This window comes from Streptomyces sp. AM 2-1-1 (genome assembly GCF_029167645.1).
GTDB lineage: Bacteria > Actinomycetota > Actinomycetes > Streptomycetales > Streptomycetaceae > Streptomyces.
Genome location: NZ_CP119147.1, coordinates 3747767 through 3763247, shown reverse-complemented (window position 1 = coordinate 3763247; position 15481 = coordinate 3747767). Strand labels below are relative to the sequence as shown.

The window sequence follows — 15481 nt, the reverse complement described above, 5'->3', positions numbered from 1 at the left end:
CGGTTGCCGGGAAGACCGCCCGCGCCTCGCACTCCGCCTCCCCCCGGACCGCGCGATGAGCGCCCTCGCACGGACCCGTCCGCCACGCCGTCGTGCGCTGCCGGCCGCCGGCTGCGCGCTGCTCGTTCCGCTGCTGCTCGGCACGGCGGCCACCCCGCCGCCGGCCGCCGGACCGGACCCGGCCCGGGAGGCCGCCCGCCTCTCCCGGGAACTCGTCGCGGCCTCCACCACAGCCGGCGCGCTGAAGCACCTGCGCCGTTTCCAGGAGGCGGCCGACGCGGCGGGCGGCCACCGCGCCGCCGGGTCGGCGGGCCACGAGGCCTCGGCGTCGTACGTCCTGACGCAGCTCCGCCGGGCCGGTTACGACGCCCGGTACGCCACCTTCCCCTTCACCTGGACCGAGACGCTCGCCGAAAAACTGGCCGTGGTCACCCCCGCCCCCCGGGACGCCCGAGTCGAGGCGATGACGTACACCGCCTCGACGCCGGAGGGCGGTCTCACCGCCGAGCTGGTCCGGGTGCCGGTGGACGCGACGCCCGGATGCGAGGCGGCCGACTACGCGGGGACCGAGGTCACCGGCCGCATCGCGCTCGTCGTACGGGGCGGCTGTTCCTTCCTGCAGAAGCAGGCGACGGCCGCAGCGGCCGGTGCGGCCGGCGCGCTGATCTCCAACCACCTGGACGGCAAGCTCACCGGCACCCTCGGCGACCCCGCCGCCGTCCGCATCCCCACCGGCGGCATCACCCGCGCCGAGGGCGAGAGACTCGCGGAGGCGATCGCCGGGGCCGACGGCGGCACGGTCACCGTCACCCTCGAACTCCGCGAGCGCCAAGAGGAGCGCACCACCGGCAACGTCGTCGCCCAGACCCCGGGTGGTGATCCCGCGCACACCGTCATGTTCGGCGCGCATCTGGACTCCGTCCCCGAGGGCCCCGGCATCAACGACGACGGCTCCGGCTCCGCCGGGCTCCTCGACGTCGCCCTCCGCCTCGCCGCGACCCACCGCACCCCGGTCAACGCCGTCCGGTTCGCCTGGTGGTCGGCCGAGGAGAACGGGCTCGTCGGCTCGGACGCGTACGTCGCCGGCCTGACCGCCGCGGATCGCCGGCGGATCGCGCTCTACCTCAACTTCGACATGATCGCCTCGCCCAACGGAGTCCAGTTCGTCTTCGACGGCGACGACTCCGACGCGTCCGGAGCGGGCCCCGGCCCGGCCGGCTCCGCCCAACTGGAGCGGGGCATCACCGCGTTCCTGGACCGCCGCACCACGCCGTACCAGAGTTCCGATTTCACCGGCCGCTCGGACTACGGCCCGTTCATCGAGGCCGGCATCCCCTCCGGCGGCACGGACACCGGGGCCGAGGGCATCAAGTCGGCCGCTCAGGCAGAGGTGTTCGGCGGTACCGCGGGGATCGCGTACGACCCCTGTTACCACGCGGCCTGCGACACCCTCTCCAACGTCGATCCGGCGGCCTTCGAGACGAACATCGACGTGATCGCGGACGCGGTCGGCACCTACTCCCAGGACCTGCGGTCCCTCACCGGACCGCTCCCCGCGGCGGCCGGCACGGACCGGCGGGACGGCGGCGGTCATCTGCGCACCGGCCACGGCCGCGACGCGGCGTGACTCCCGCCCGCAGGACAGCGGGGCGACGGAGGGAGGCAGAGGCACCGGAACCCGTACAGGCGTACGGCGCGAACGGGCACGCGCGCCAGGGCTTCGCGCCCTTCCCCGCGCCGGAGGTCATGGACCGCTCCCGTTCACCCCGACACCACCCCGCGCTCCCGACGGTCACCGGGCCGGAGTGAACTCCCTCTCGTTACCGGTGCGTCGGCCCCGTCCGCCGCACCGCCCCCGCGTCCTTCGGGATGATCCGCCTCCCGATTTCGTGGGGTTCACACGGTTTCACTCGCTTTCGAGCGGCATCGCGGCCCCCCTTTCCCGGCTGCGCAGGGTGGTTGTTCCCCGGTAGGCTTTCCGTGTGATCTTCAAGCGCATCGGAAATGGGCGGCCATACCCCGACCACGGCCGGGAAAGCACCCGCCAGTGGGCCGACGTCGCGCCGCGTCCGGTTCGCCTCGACCAGCTCGTGACCACCAAGGGTGAACTGGACCTCGAAACGCTGCTCGCCGAGGACTCCACCTTCTACGGCGACCTCTTCGCGCACGTCGTGAAGTGGCGGGGCGACCTCTACCTCGAAGACGGGCTGCACCGCGCGGTCCGGGCCGCGCTCCAGCAGCGCCAGGTGCTCCACGCCCGCGTGCTCGAACTCGGCTGACCTCGGCGCCGCCCACGCGGCCCGACGGGCGTCCCTACCACCCCCGCGGACCATCCTCCGCAGGGCCGGGCCTTTCGGGTGCAATACCGCGCATGCGGGTGCCATCGGTTGATCATTTAGTACGCAACATCGGCCACCCGCACTACGCTGCGCACATGAGCATGCTCACTCCCCCCGGCATGGGCGGAAAGTACCGCATCACGGGTAACGCCTATCCCCGGATGCGCCGTCCCCGTCGCCGCCGCAAGCTCGTCCTCGCCGGCGTCACCGCCCTCGTGGCCCTCGGACTGGCCGGCTGGGGCACGCTGCAGCTCATCGACGTCTATTCCGGCGGCGACACGACGGTGCGGGCGGCCGACCACAAGCGGGAGTGCGCCGTCGCTCCGCAGCAGGCGATGGCCCGGAAGACGCTGCCCGCACCGGGCCGGATCACGGTCAACGTCTACAACGCCACGGTGCGCGGCGGCCTCGCCAAGTCCGCCGCCGACGAGCTGAAGAAGCGCGGGTTCCGAGTCGGTGAGGTCGGCAATGCCCCCGCCGCGTACGACAAGAAGGTCCCCGGTACCGGGCTGCTGCTCGGCGCACCGGCCGCCGCCGACAGCGCGTTCCCGGTCCTGGAGACCCAGCTGCCGGGTACCGTCCGGAAGACCGAGGCCCGCGAGAACGCCGAGGTGGACCTGATCCTCGGCACGCGCTTCACGGCGTTCAGCACCCCGCAGGCGGCCGCCGCCGCGCTGGCCGCGCTGACGAAGCCGGCCCCCGCCCCCTCCGGCTGCTGAGCGGCGCGGGCCGGAGCACGGGCGCCCGCGGACACGACGACGGCCGGTCACCCCACCCGTGACCGGCCGTCGTGCGTAAGGGGACGGCCCTCAGTCGGCCGTGCCGTACATCCGGTCGCCCGCGTCGCCCAGGCCCGGAACGATGTAGCCGTTCTCGTTGAGCCGCTCGTCGATCGAGGCGGTCACCACGGTGACGGGGGCGTCCGCCAGCTCGCGCTCCATGATCTCGACGCCCTCCGGCGCCGCGAGCAGCACCACGGCGGTGACGTCGTCGGCGCCCCGCTTGATGAGCTCGCGGATGGCGGCGACGAGCGTGCCGCCGGTCGCCAGCATCGGGTCGAGGACGTAGACCTGGCGGCCCGAGAGGTCCTCGGGCATCCGGGTCGCGTACGTCTCCGCCTGGAGCGTCTCCTCGTTGCGGATCATGCCGAGGAAACCGACCTCCGCCGTCGGCAGCAGCCGCACCATGCCGTCCAGCATGCCGAGACCGGCGCGCAGGATCGGTACGACCAGGGGGCGGGGGTAGGACAGCTTCACGCCCGCCGTGGGGGAGACCGGGGTCTCGATGTCGACCAGCTCGGTACGCACGTCCCGGGTCGCCTCGTAGGCGAGCAGGGTGACCAGCTCGTCGGCGAGCCGACGGAAGGTCGGGGAGTCGGTGCGCTTGTCGCGCAGGGTGGTGAGTTTGTGCGCCACCAGAGGGTGGTCGACGACGTGGATCCGCATGCCGTCCACAGTAACGGCCTCCCGCACGGCACGAGCTTCGTCCCTCGCTGCGGGCGCCCGGTCCGCGCGCACCCGGACGTTCGCGCTGGCATCATCCGTCCGTTCGGGGGGAAGGTGAGGCGTACGGACCAGCCTTGGGGTGGTGTGCGGATGTCTGACCGGGAGTGGAAGCGGGACGAGCCCGCGACGCGGGAACGACGCGAACCGCGTGACGCGCGCGACGAGCGCGACGCGCCGACCAGTACGGAGCACGCGCAGGAGAGTGACGCGGCCCGCCGCCGTCGCCGGGCGCAGTTCCTCCGGGAGCTGCACGAGGCGAAGCAGTTGCGGGATCGCGTCCAGCCCCGCCGGGCCCGTGCGGCCCGTATGCGCCAACAGATGCGGATGCGTACCTTCCGCTGGTGACGGGGGCTCCGACCGGCGCACGCGGCCCTCGCCGAACGCTCCGCAGCGGCTTCCGCCGACCGGACCCTCGCGGAACTGATGGCCGACGCAACGTCCGAAGAGGTCTCGCTCGGCCGATGTTTCTGCCACGATGCCGATTGGGCGGGGCTCAGCGCGGTCGGACAATCGTCCGCCCTCCCGCCGGACCGATTCACCTCTGACCAGTGGGAGTGTCACGGTGTATATCGCCGCACTGCTCGCGCGCACCGAAGACGGGTGGGAAGCGAGCGACACGGAGCTCGACGACGTGGAGGCCCTGTCCGACCTGACGGATCTGGCCCGGGACGCCTCGGTGGACGAGGACACGGTCCTCGTCTACATCGAGCAGGAGGACGCGTGGTTCGGCGTCGTCCGCGTGGACGGTGAGGAGGACCCCCGTATCTACGTCTCGGACGCCTCCGCAGCCGCCCGTTCCTCGTACGGGGAGATCCTGCTCACCGACGAACTGCTCGGCCGCGAACCCGGGGCCGAGGTCGAGATCGCCGCTCTGGAGGAACTGGTCGGCCTCGACGGCACCGAGGACGACGAGCCGGACTTCGGCCACCAGGACGAAGACGGCGCCGCCGCTCCCCCCGCCGGGGCCGCCGACCCCGACGACGACCCCGAGGCCGTGCCGGCCGGACCCATCGGGGACGCCTCGATCCTCGCCGACCTCGGCCTCTCCGAGCAGGCACTGCTGACGCTGCGGACCGACGCGCTGGCGGAGATCGTCGACGCGCTGGGAGCGGACGAGGTCCTGGAGAGCGTCCGCTAAGGTCCGCGGGTGACCGCGCGCCCCCCCGAAGAACCCCCGCCCCCGCCTCCTTCCCCCACCCCCCTTCTCGCGTCCCACGCCGCCGATCCCGTACGGGACCCGTGGCGGGCCCCGATGCGCCACGCCCTGGACGAGGCGGCGCAGGCGGCGCTGGCCGGTGATGTTCCGGTCGGTGCCGTCGTCCTGGGACCGGACGGATCGACCGTCGCCACGGGCCACAACGAGCGCGAGGCGACCGGCGACCCGACCGCGCACGCCGAGATCCTCGCCGTCCGTGGAGCCGCCGCCGCCCTCGGGCGGTGGCGGCTCACCGGTTGCACGCTCGTGGTCACCCTGGAGCCCTGCACGATGTGCGCGGGCGCGCTCGTGCAGTCGCGGGTGGACCGGGTCGTCTACGGCGCCCGCGACGAGAAGGCCGGCGCCGCCGGCTCGCTCTGGGACGTGGTGCGCGACCGGCGGCTCAACCACCGGCCCGAGGTGATCCACGGCGTCCTGGAGGAGGAGTGCTCGGCCCAGCTCACGGGCTTCTTCCGGACGCTCTGAGAACCGATTTCTGATCCCGGCCCGGCATGGTCTAAGCTCTCTCTCGGTAGCGTGTCCGAGCGGCCGAAGGAGCTCGCCTCGAAAGCGAGTGTGGGGAAACTCACCGAGGGTTCAAATCCCTCCGCTACCGCTCTTACGAAGGGCCCGACGCATCGCGTCGGGCCCTTCGAGCATGTCCGGCACGCGCGTGCGCGGAAGAGGTGGCCGGGGCGTGCGTCGCCCGTGACCGCCCGCACCGTCCGTGCGGACCGGTGAAGGGGCCTGGCCGCCGGGTCCCCGGTCCTGCGGTGCTCCGGGCGGCCACCGCGGGGAACCCCGCGCCGCAGATCCCACAATGATCGCCCTCGGCCCCCGATTCCGAGCAGGTGTACGGATACAATCTGCCGACCGCGCACCGGACCGAGGGGGAGGCAGGGGCTGTGGCGCAAGCGAGGAAGATCGCGCTCTACATCGTGGTGGTCTTCGTGCTGTACACGATCATCACGTCGCCGGCGAGGGCCGCCGACCTCGTCCAGGTAGGGTTCGAAGGCATCTCCAGCGCCGCACGGAGCGTCGGGGACTTCATGTCCGAACTGGTGAAGTAGGAGCGCGCCGCCGATGATCCGCCACCTGGTCCTGTTCAAGCTGAACGACGGCGTCGAGCGGGACGACCCGCGCGTCGTGGCCGGCGAGAAGGCGTTCCGGGAACTGAACGGCGTCGTCCCCGAGCTGGAGTTCTGGGAGTGCGCCTGGAACATCACCGACCGGCCGATCGCGTACGACTTCGCGATCAACTCCGCCGTCGCGGACGAGAACGCGCTCACCCGGTACATCGAGCACCCCGCACATCAGGCGGCGGCCGGTCAGTGGCGCGAGTTCGCCACCTGGGTCATCGCCGACTACCCCTTCTGAGCCACCCGCGCCCGGCCCGCGCCCTTGCGCCGGGCCCCGCTCCCTTGCGCCGGGCCCCGCTCCCGCGACCGGCCGGCGTGACGGTGTGCGCGCGGCGCCGTGGTGCGCCCCGGGCGCGCCGGCCCGCACCGGGGTGCGTACGTCCGGCCCGCACCCGGAAGCGTGCGCGGGCTCGTACAGCCAGCCGCGCGGGGGCCGTTCGCGGTGGCGCGCGCCGGGGGCGTGTGGCCCGCGCGGGTACGCCCCGCCCGGCGCGACGACCGGTGCCCGGACGCCCCCCGCAGCCTCCCGCCCTTCAGGCGAGGGGCTTTTGTTGGCTTTTAAACCCGTTTGACTCCAACACGGCTATATACGGTGCTTGCACACAGTGGACATGTCTTGTGATGCTATGACCGCTTTTGATGGATGAATTGACCGCAGTTGTCCGTCACGTTGACCGCCGGTCGACCGTGCGGTCCAACCGTGCGACCCGACCGTTCCGATCGTGAAGTGCGACCGTGAAGTCGACCGTGAAGGGGTGGCGTCACCGTGCCGGCCAGTGCAGCGCCTCAAGTGCCTCCCCAGACCGCCCCGAACGTCCGGACCGAACCGTCCGACGACATCCAGACCGAGACGCCCGACCCTTCCGCGCCTCCCGCGAGAACCCGGGGCGCCGACACCAGGGCGCTCACCCAGCTGCTCTTCGGCCAGCTCAAGGACCTCGAGCCCGGGACGGGCGAACACCGCAGGGTCCGGGCGGCACTGATCGAAGCGAACCTGCCGCTGGTGCGGTACGCGGCGGCGCGCTTCCGCAGCCGCAACGAGCCCATGGAGGACGTCGTCCAGGTCGGCACCATCGGCCTGATCAACGCGATCGACCGGTTCGACCCCGAACGCGGCGTCCAGTTCCCCACGTTCGCGATGCCGACGGTGGTCGGAGAGATCAAGCGCTACTTCCGGGACAACGTCCGCACCGTCCATGTGCCCCGCCGCCTGCACGAACTGTGGGTACAGGTCACCGGGGCCACCGAAGACCTGACGACGGCGCACGGGCGCTCCCCGACCACCGCCGAGATCGCCGAGCGGCTGCGGATCTCCGAGGACGAGGTGCTGGCCTGCATCGAGGCCGGCCGGTCCTACCACGCGACCTCGCTGGAGGCGGCCCAGGAGGGCGACGGTCTGCCCGGTCTGCTCGACCGCCTCGGGTACGAGGACCCCGCGCTCGCCGGCGTGGAACACCGCGACCTCGTACGGCACCTGCTCGTCCAACTGCCCGAGCGGGAGCAGCGGATCCTGCTGTTGCGCTACTACAGCAACCTGACGCAGTCCCAGATCAGCGCCGAACTGGGGGTCTCCCAGATGCATGTGTCAAGACTTCTGGCCAGAAGCTTCGCCAGACTGCGATCCGCAAACAGGATCGAGGCGTAACCGGAACGGGTAGACCGTCTCCGAGCGGATTTCCCGCGGCCCCGGGGTCGCACACCCCCCGCTTCCTGCACATACGCGGCGCTGACTTATCGACATGTCACTACAGCGTGTTGCCGACATGTGACATTCTGCTGGAACCGCGTTTGCCGCAGCCTCCCCTCCGGTATTCAGGTGGAGGCTGCGTTCCTCCGATGGTCGCGGCCACCGCGACCGTCCGCGACCTCAAGGGGGTGGCATGTCCGTAGACCAGGGCAGCTCGAAGGTGCTCACGCTCACGAAGAGCGCGCCCGCGCCTGCCGTGCTCACCAGCTCGTCGGAAGCCATCGACACCCGTACGCTGTCCCGCTCCCTGTTCCTGCGGCTCGCCGCACTCGGTCCCGAGGGAACGGACAGCCCGGAGCGGGCCTACGTACGCGACACACTCATCGAGCTCAACCTCCCGCTGGTGCGGTACGCGGCAGCGCGCTTCCGCAGCCGCAACGAACCGATGGAGGACATCGTCCAGGTCGGCACCATCGGCCTGATCAAGGCGATCGACCGGTTCGACTGCGAGCGCGGGGTGGAGTTCCCGACGTTCGCCATGCCGACGGTCGTGGGCGAGATCAAGCGCTTCTTCCGTGACACCTCGTGGTCCGTGCGGGTCCCCCGCCGGCTCCAGGAGCTGCGCCTGGCGCTCACCAAGACCAGCGACGAGCTGGCGCAGCGGCTGGACCGCTCGCCGACCGTCCCGGAGCTGGCCAAGGCGCTCGGCGTCTCCGAGGAGGACGTGGTCGACGGGCTCGCCGTCGGCAACGCGTACACCGCCTCCTCGCTCGACTCCCCGTCCCCCGAGGACGACGGCGGCGAGGGCTCCCTCGCGGACCGCCTGGGGTACGAGGACGCCGCGCTGGAGGGTGTCGAGTACCGCGAGTCCCTGAAGCCGCTGCTGGCCAAGCTGGCGCCCCGCGAGCGGCAGATCATCATGCTGCGGTTCTTCGCCAACATGACCCAGTCGCAGATCGGCGAGGAGGTCGGCATCTCGCAGATGCACGTCTCGCGCCTGCTGACCCGCACGCTCGCGCAGCTGCGGGAAGGGCTCATCACCGACTGACGGCCCCGCCGCCGGGCGAGGCTCGCGCACCCGGCGGCGCCCCTCGAGCCCGGAGCGCGCCCGGACGTCGGCGGGTCGCGCCCCGATACGTCCGGCCGACCCGGTGGTTCTCGGCACCGCGTGCTCCGGTGCGGCAGCCCGCCCGGCCGCGCTGCCGCGCCCTCACGCCGCGTTCGCCGCTCGCCCCGACGCGTTCCGCCGCCGCGCCGGAACGCGACAGGCGGCCCCCGGGTCACCGGAGGCCGCCCGCGAGGAGGGAGATCAGCCGAGCGCGAGCCAGGCGATCGCGGCCAGGACGACGACGACCGCGACGACCGCGACGATCACCCCGGTCTTCGGGCCGCCGGACGGCGCGGCCTGCTGGGGCCGTCGCTGGGGCTCTCCGTCGTCGACGAAGGCGCGGAACATCTGCGTACTGCCCGCCGGGTCGTCATTGCCCGCGGGGCCCTGCTGAGGGGCGTGGGGGTTGTGTGCCATGGGCCAGGACCCTAGCGAACTCGGGCCTTCCGCCCAACCCCCGGGGAACCTCCGGGCGACGGTTCGTACGGACATTCCCCCCCATCTCCACCGGCGCCCCGCGTCGTCGACGTGCGCCGACGGGGCCCTCCCCCTGTGGTGCGAGACACACGGCCGGCCCGCCGACGCCGCACGCTGGGGCTTTGACCGACGGCCTAAGCAGCCTTTGGATTTCCTTTACTTGTGCAAGCCCTCTTTAGTTTGCCTGCAGCAACCAACGGCTTCTATGGTTGCCCTAAGCAACAAGATGTAGGGAGCAGCAGTCCGCTGCGAAGACCGCACGAAGTCGGGGGGTTCCCGTGGCCGCACGGAGTCAGTACGAAGAACTGGCCCGGCAGCTCAGCGCCATAGGCGTGGTGAAACGGGCACTCGCTCGCGTTCTTCCCTCCGACTGCCCCGGCGGCTCGGCCGCGGTGCTCACGCTCCTCGCCCAACACGGCGAGATGCGCATCAGCCGACTCGCCGAGCTGCTCTCCGTGGACATGTCCGTGACCAGCCGACACGTCGCCCACGTGGCAGAACGCGGCTGGATAGAGCGGTCACCCGACCCCGCGGACAAGCGCTCCCGCATCCTGCGGCTGACCTCGTCCGGGCACGACGTGCTCGTCGACCTCAGTCGGCGGAGCGCGGAGGTGTTCGCGCACAACCTCGTGGACTGGTCCGACGAAGAAGTCGGAGAGATCGTCACGTCGCTGGCACGGCTCAACGGCAGCTTCGCTGCCCGCACTCCTGGTGTGTGCACCCCCGGACGGCACGGCGACGACTGTCGCGCGCGGCTCGCCGGACCCGCCGTCCCGAAGGATGTCGAGCCGGACCGGGAGCCCGCGGAAGGGCTCGTCCCGGTCGCCGACGACCCGACGGACACCCGTACACCTCTGTAACAGAAGCAAAGCAAAGGACATTCATGGCTACGACCACACCGACCGGTGTGCGGGGCGGCCACGCCAAGCACGGGGGCGCCGAAGCTCCCGACGGCGCGCCGATGACACACCGGCAGATCATGGAAGCGCTGACCGGGCTGCTGCTCGGCATGTTCGTCGCGATCCTGTCGTCGACGGTGGTTTCCAACGCGCTCCCCCACATCATCTCCGACCTCGGTGGCGGCCAGAGCGCCTACACCTGGGTCGTCACCGCCTCCCTGCTGGCGATGACCGCGACCACCCCGATCTGGGGCAAGCTCTCGGACCTCTTCAGCAAGAAGCTGCTGGTCCAGATAGCCCTGGTCATCTACGTGCTGGGCTCCGCCGCCGCCGGTCTGTCGACCAGCGCCGGCATGCTGATCGTCTTCCGCGTGATCCAGGGCATCGGCGTCGGCGGTCTCTCCGCGCTCGCGCAGGTCGTGCTCGCCGCGATGATCTCCCCGCGTGAGCGCGGCCGGTACAGCGGCTACCTCGGCGCGGTCTTCGCCGTCGCCACCGTCGGCGGCCCGCTGCTCGGCGGCGTCATCACCGACACCAGCTGGATGGGCTGGCGCTGGTGCTTCTACGTGGGTGTGCCGTTCGCGATCATCGCCCTCTTCGTGCTCCAGAAGACCCTGAAGCTCCCGGTCGTCAAGCGTGACGTCAAGGTCGACTGGACCGGCGCGTTCTTCATCAGCGCCGGCGTCTCGCTGCTGCTCCTCTGGGTGACCTTCGCGGGCGACAAGTACGCCTGGGGCTCCTGGCAGACCGTCGTGATGCTGCTGGGCGTCGTGGTCCTCATCGGTGCGTTCGTCTTCACCGAGTCGAAGGCCCGCGAGCCGATCATCCCGCTGCGGCTCTTCCGCAACCGGACCATCACGCTCGCCTCGGTGGCCTCGCTCTTCGTCGGTATCGCGATGTTCGCGGGCACCGTCTTCTTCAGTCAGTACTTCCAGCTGGCACGCGGCAAGTCGCCGACGATGTCCGGCGTCATGACGATCCCGATGATCACGGGTCTCTTCCTCTCGTCGACCATCTCCGGCCAGGTCATCACCAAGACCGGTCGCTGGAAGGCATGGCTCGTCTCCGGTGGCGTCCTGGTCACCGCGGGTCTCGGCCTGCTCGGCACGATCCGGTACGACACGACGTACTGGCACGTCGCGATCTTCATGTTCCTCGTCGGCGCCGGCGTCGGCATGATGATGCAGAACCTGGTTCTCGCGGCCCAGAACCAGGTCGACCCCAGCGACCTCGGCGCGGCCAGCTCCGTCGTCACGTTCTTCCGTTCGCTCGGTGGCGCCATCGGCGTCTCGGCGCTGGGCGCCGTCATGGCGAACCGCGTCTCCCACTACGTGACGGACGGTCTCTCGGACCTCGGCGTCAAGGGCACCGGCGGCACGGGCGGCGGCATCCCCGACCTGGCGACCCTGCCCGCCCCGGTGCGTGCGGTCGTCGAGTCCGCGTACGGCCACGGTGTCGGTGACGTCTTCCTCTTCGCCGCTCCGTGCGCGCTGCTGGCCTTCCTCTTCGCGATCTTCATCAAGGAGGTCGCCCTGCGGACCACCTCCGGCAGCGAGAGGGCGGCCGCCCCGGCCACCGCCGAAGCGGTCGCGGCCCCCTCGGCCGACGCCGCCCCGGCCACCGCTCCGGCGGCCCCGGCTTCCGCCCCGCAGGCTCCGGCGGCCACCTCGACCGACACCCTCACCATCCAGGGCACCCCGGTGCGCGGTGTGGTGCGCGGTGCGGACGGCGCCCCCGTCGCCGAGGCAGCCGTCACGCTGATCTCGCTCGGCGGCCGTCAGCTCGGCCGCTCGGTCGCCCGGGCGGACGGTTCCTACGTCCTCGACGCTCCCGGGACCGGCAGCTACGTGCTGATCGCCTCCGCCGACGGCTGCCAGCCGCAGGCGTCCACGGTGGTCGTCGGCGACGAGCCGGTCGCCTACGACATCCTGCTCGCCGGCACCAGCGGACTGGCCGGTACGGTCCGGGCCGCCGAGGCCGGTACCCCGGTCCACGGCGCCATGGTCATCGTGACCGACGTCCGCGGCGACGTGCTCGCCACCGGTACCTCCGGCGAGACCGGTGAGTTCGCCTTCGGCGAGCTGGTCCCCGGCGCGGTGACCATCGCGGTGAACGGGGCCGGCTACCGCCCGCTGGCCCTCCCGGTGGAGATCGCCGGCACGGGTGTCACCCGGGTCGAGGTCGCGCTCCAGGCCGGTGCGCTGGTCCGGGGCGTGGTGCGCGCCGGTTCCACCGGTACCGCCCTCGCGGACGCCCGCGTCACCCTGATCGACGCGGCGGGCAACGTCGTGACCTCGTCCACGACCGGTGCGGACGGCGCGTACGCCTTCACCGATCTGGACGCCGGTGAGTACTCCGTCGTCGCGACCGGCTACCCGCCGGTGGCGAGCACCGTGACCGTCACCGGTCACGGGATCGACGGACACGACATCGAACTCGTCCACCCCGGCGAGTGACCGAGCGGTAAAGACCCCCGGCAGGACGGCACTTTCAGCGGAGAGTCTGTCCCGGCCGGTGGAAACGGGCCCCGGTGGCGCGTGCGGCAGGCAGGGGACGGCCTGCCGCCCCGCCCCGGGGCCCGACTCGTTTCCTCAGTCGTTACGCAAGTGAGCAAGGAGAGAACGGTATGGGACTTCGCGCACAGGTACGGACGCGGGACGGCTGGGCGGTCCAGCACGCCATCGTCACGGTCACCGACATGACCGGCAGCCAGATACTGCGCGCCACCGCCGACGAGGACGGGACGACCCGCACCGACGAGCCGCTGCCGGCCGGTGCGTACACGGTGATCGTGACCGCCGTCGGCTACGCGCCCGCCGCATCCACCGCCCTCGTCACCGCAGGCGGCCGCATCGAGGCCGGCACCGTCGTCCTCGCCCGCCAGGGCGGCGTGGAACTCCCGCCGCCCGGTGACTGGTCGCTCGACCCCGCGCACTCCTCGGTGGCCGCCTCCGCCCAGCACCTGGGCATCTCCAGCGTGCGCGGCCGCTTCACGGAGTTCAGCGGCCGGATCGTGATCGACGAGGACATCGCGCGGTCCCGGGTGGACGCGGTCATCGACGCGGCGAGCATCGACACCGGCAACGGCATGCGCGACAAGCACCTGCGGTCGGCCGACTTCCTCGACGTGGACCGGTTCCCCGAGCTCGCCTACCACTCCAGCGGACTGGTCCCCGCCGGACCGGACCGCTGGACGGTCCGCGGCGAGCTGACGATGCGGGGCATCGCCCGCCCCGTCGACCTCGACCTCAGCTACCTCGGCACGGGCCCCGACCCGTGGGGTGGGGTCCGGGCGGCGTTCCGCGCCACGGCCGAGCTGCGCCGCGACGACTTCGCCATGAACTACAACCAGGTCGTGAAGGCCGGCATCTCCGCCATCGGCACGACGCTCCGCGTGGAACTGGACGTCCAGGCGGTCCAGGGCGAGGCCCTGCCCGGCTGAGCGGCGGGCAGCGGGCGGCGGGGCGGGCTCCTGCCGGGGCGGGCGCGGCGCGGCCGGGGCGGTCGCCGGGCCGGTCACCAGGCCGGTCGCCGGGGAAGGTACGCCTCCCACCGGTGACCGGCCCGGCGCGCGCGTAACCAGGCGGGGCGGGCGGGCCGGCCGGTCGGGTCGGGCGCCGGGACGGTGAGGAGTGCGGCATAGGCTGGACGTATGGCTCCCCACATCGCGACCAACACCACCGCCGACCGTGACGAGTTGCTGGCGTTCGTGACACCCCGCCACCGGGCGCTGCTGATCACCGCGCGGTCCGACGGCCGTCCCCAGGCCTCCCCGCTGACCTGCGGGGTCGACGACGCCGGCCGGATCGTGATCTCCACCTACCCGGAGCGCGCCAAGACCCGCAACGCCAAGCGGGACGGGAAGGTCAGCGTCGTCGTCCTCTCCGACGACTGGAACGGCCCGTGGGTGCAGATCGACGGCACCGCCGAGGTCATCGACACCCCCGACTCGGTCGAGCCGCTCGTGGAGTACTTCCGCACCATCTCGGGCGAGCACCCGGACTGGGACGAGTACCGGGCCGCCATGATCAAGCAGGGCAAGTCGATCATCCGGATCACGCCGGAACGCTGGGGCCCGATCGCCACCGGCGGCTTCCCGGCACGGCTCGTCGCCGACGACTGAGGACCGCCCCCGTGCCTTCCACGACGCCAGCGCTGCCCGGCCCCGGCCTCCTCGCTCGCGCCCGGCTGCTCACCGCCCCCGGCCTCGCGCCGGCGGTGGGCCGCGGGCTGGCGGAGGTCACCGGCCGTCCCTGGGCCGCGTACCCGGCGGACGGGGAGCCGGCCGTCCGGGCCGGGGAGCCCGTCGTGTACGTCGGGGACGCGCGGCCGACGGGGCTACCGGCGGAGGGCCTGGTCTGGTTCCACAGCGTCAACGCCGGTACGGACGCCCTGCTCGCCCCCGGCCCCTGGCCCGCCGGGGCGCTGCTGACCCGGACGGTCGGCAGGATGGGCGAGCGGATCGCGCAGTACGTCCTCGCCTGGGTGCTGGCCGAATGCCAGGGGGTGGCGGAGTTCGCGGCCCGGCACGCGCGCGAGGAGTGGCGGCGCGAGCCGTCCGAACTCGCCGCCGGGCGAACCGCCCTCGTGCACGGCACCGGCCGGATCGGTTCGGCGGTGGCGGTCCTGCTGCGGGCCTGCGGACTCCGTACGGTCGGCGTGGCCCGGACCGTACCCGCCCTCCCGCCGGCCGGCTTCGACCGGGTGGTGACTGCAGGCGGGGAGGCCGAACGGGAGGCGCTCGGCGAGGCGCGCTGGGTGGTCGCGGCGCTGCCGCTCACCGCCGCGACGGAGGACTTCTTCGGCGCGGAGCGCTTCGGGTGCGTACGCGGGGCGTCGTTCGTCAACGTGGGGCGGGGGGCGACGGTGGACCTGGCGGCGCTGGAACACGCGCTGCGGGTCGGCTCCGTACGTCGGGCGGTGCTCGACGTCCTCCCGTCCGAACCGGCCGCCCCGGGCGACCCGTGCTGGCGGCTGCCCCGCACGGTCGTCACCTCGCACTCGGCGGGGATCACGGCGGACGAGGACGTCGTCACCGACTTCGCCGCCTGCTGGGCGGAGCTCCGCGCGGGACGGCGGCCCGCGCTCACCGTGGACCTGGGCCGCGGCTACTGACGGGCCGCCCCGGGTTC

Annotated in this window: 17 protein-coding genes and 1 tRNA gene; 16 read left to right on the top strand and 2 right to left on the bottom strand. The window is 72.3% G+C overall.

The window, feature by feature from the left end:
* The first annotated feature begins 55 nt into the window (after positions 1-55).
* From PZB77_RS16350 to PZB77_RS16340, 3 genes are all read left to right on the top strand, one after another.
* Positions 56-1627 (top strand): M20/M25/M40 family metallo-hydrolase, encoded by a 1572-nt coding sequence (locus tag PZB77_RS16350; protein WP_275493338.1) that lies wholly within the window; start codon positions 56-58, stop codon positions 1625-1627.
* 355 nt (positions 1628-1982) lie between these two features.
* A complete protein-coding gene (locus PZB77_RS16345; protein WP_275493337.1) occupies positions 1983-2279 on the top strand; it encodes a type II toxin-antitoxin system VapB family antitoxin in 297 nt (98 codons plus the stop codon).
* A 179-nt stretch (positions 2280-2458) separates the two neighbouring features.
* Positions 2459-3058 (top strand): LytR C-terminal domain-containing protein, encoded by a 600-nt coding sequence (locus PZB77_RS16340; RefSeq protein ID WP_275496087.1) that lies wholly within the window; start codon positions 2459-2461, stop codon positions 3056-3058.
* A 90-nt stretch (positions 3059-3148) separates the two neighbouring features.
* Here PZB77_RS16340 and upp read toward each other — a convergent pair whose 3' ends face one another.
* Entirely contained in the window at positions 3149-3784 is a 636-nt protein-coding gene (gene upp, locus PZB77_RS16335; protein ID WP_275493336.1) for a uracil phosphoribosyltransferase, read from the bottom strand.
* 150 nt (positions 3785-3934) lie between these two features.
* On the opposite strand from upp, the gene PZB77_RS16330 reads away from it, so the two are divergent.
* From PZB77_RS16330 to PZB77_RS16295, 8 genes are all read left to right on the top strand, one after another.
* Positions 3935-4189, top strand: coding sequence for a hypothetical protein (locus PZB77_RS16330; RefSeq protein WP_275493335.1), 255 nt, complete (start codon positions 3935-3937; stop codon positions 4187-4189).
* A 217-nt stretch (positions 4190-4406) separates the two neighbouring features.
* Complete coding sequence (locus tag PZB77_RS16325; RefSeq protein WP_275493334.1) at positions 4407-4982, top strand: hypothetical protein; 576 nt, start codon at positions 4407-4409, stop codon at positions 4980-4982.
* A 114-nt stretch (positions 4983-5096) separates the two neighbouring features.
* Positions 5097-5525 (top strand): tRNA adenosine(34) deaminase TadA, encoded by a 429-nt coding sequence (gene tadA / locus PZB77_RS16320; RefSeq protein ID WP_275496086.1) that lies wholly within the window; start codon positions 5097-5099, stop codon positions 5523-5525.
* A gap of 45 nt (positions 5526-5570) precedes the next feature.
* Positions 5571-5655 (top strand) — tRNA-Ser (locus PZB77_RS16315).
* 289 nt (positions 5656-5944) lie between these two features.
* Entirely contained in the window at positions 5945-6109 is a 165-nt protein-coding gene (locus PZB77_RS16310) for a hypothetical protein (RefSeq protein ID WP_275493333.1), read from the top strand.
* Positions 6110-6122: 13 nt separating this feature from the next.
* Positions 6123-6416, top strand: a complete 294-nt coding sequence (locus PZB77_RS16305) for a Dabb family protein (protein ID WP_275493332.1) — start codon at positions 6123-6125, stop codon at positions 6414-6416.
* 528 nt (positions 6417-6944) lie between these two features.
* Positions 6945-7823 carry an RNA polymerase sigma factor SigF gene (locus tag PZB77_RS16300; protein WP_275493331.1) on the top strand — a complete coding sequence of 293 codons (879 nt, stop codon included), beginning with the start codon at positions 6945-6947 and terminating at the stop codon, positions 7821-7823.
* Positions 7824-8058: 235 nt separating this feature from the next.
* Positions 8059-8913, top strand: a complete 855-nt coding sequence (locus tag PZB77_RS16295) for an RNA polymerase sigma factor SigF (protein WP_275493330.1) — start codon at positions 8059-8061, stop codon at positions 8911-8913.
* 261 nt (positions 8914-9174) lie between these two features.
* On the opposite strand, the gene PZB77_RS16290 is transcribed toward PZB77_RS16295, so the two are convergent.
* Positions 9175-9390 (bottom strand): hypothetical protein, encoded by a 216-nt coding sequence (locus PZB77_RS16290; protein WP_275493329.1) that lies wholly within the window; start codon positions 9388-9390, stop codon positions 9175-9177.
* A 338-nt stretch (positions 9391-9728) separates the two neighbouring features.
* Between PZB77_RS16290 and PZB77_RS16285 the strand changes: the two genes are divergently transcribed.
* The 5 genes from PZB77_RS16285 (at position 9729) to PZB77_RS16265 (ending at position 15464) form a co-directional block, all read left to right on the top strand.
* Entirely contained in the window at positions 9729-10310 is a 582-nt protein-coding gene (locus PZB77_RS16285; RefSeq protein ID WP_275493328.1) for a MarR family winged helix-turn-helix transcriptional regulator, read from the top strand.
* Positions 10311-10333: 23 nt separating this feature from the next.
* Positions 10334-12805 (top strand): MFS transporter, encoded by a 2472-nt coding sequence (locus PZB77_RS16280; protein WP_275493327.1) that lies wholly within the window; start codon positions 10334-10336, stop codon positions 12803-12805.
* A gap of 170 nt (positions 12806-12975) precedes the next feature.
* Positions 12976-13791, top strand: a complete 816-nt coding sequence (locus PZB77_RS16275; protein WP_275493326.1) for a YceI family protein — start codon at positions 12976-12978, stop codon at positions 13789-13791.
* Positions 13792-14001: 210 nt separating this feature from the next.
* Positions 14002-14472 (top strand): PPOX class F420-dependent oxidoreductase, encoded by a 471-nt coding sequence (locus tag PZB77_RS16270; protein WP_275493325.1) that lies wholly within the window; start codon positions 14002-14004, stop codon positions 14470-14472.
* Between the two features lie 11 nt (positions 14473-14483).
* Positions 14484-15464 carry an NAD(P)-dependent oxidoreductase gene (locus tag PZB77_RS16265; protein WP_275493324.1) on the top strand — a complete coding sequence of 327 codons (981 nt, stop codon included), beginning with the start codon at positions 14484-14486 and terminating at the stop codon, positions 15462-15464.
* Positions 15465-15481: the final 17 nt, after the last annotated feature.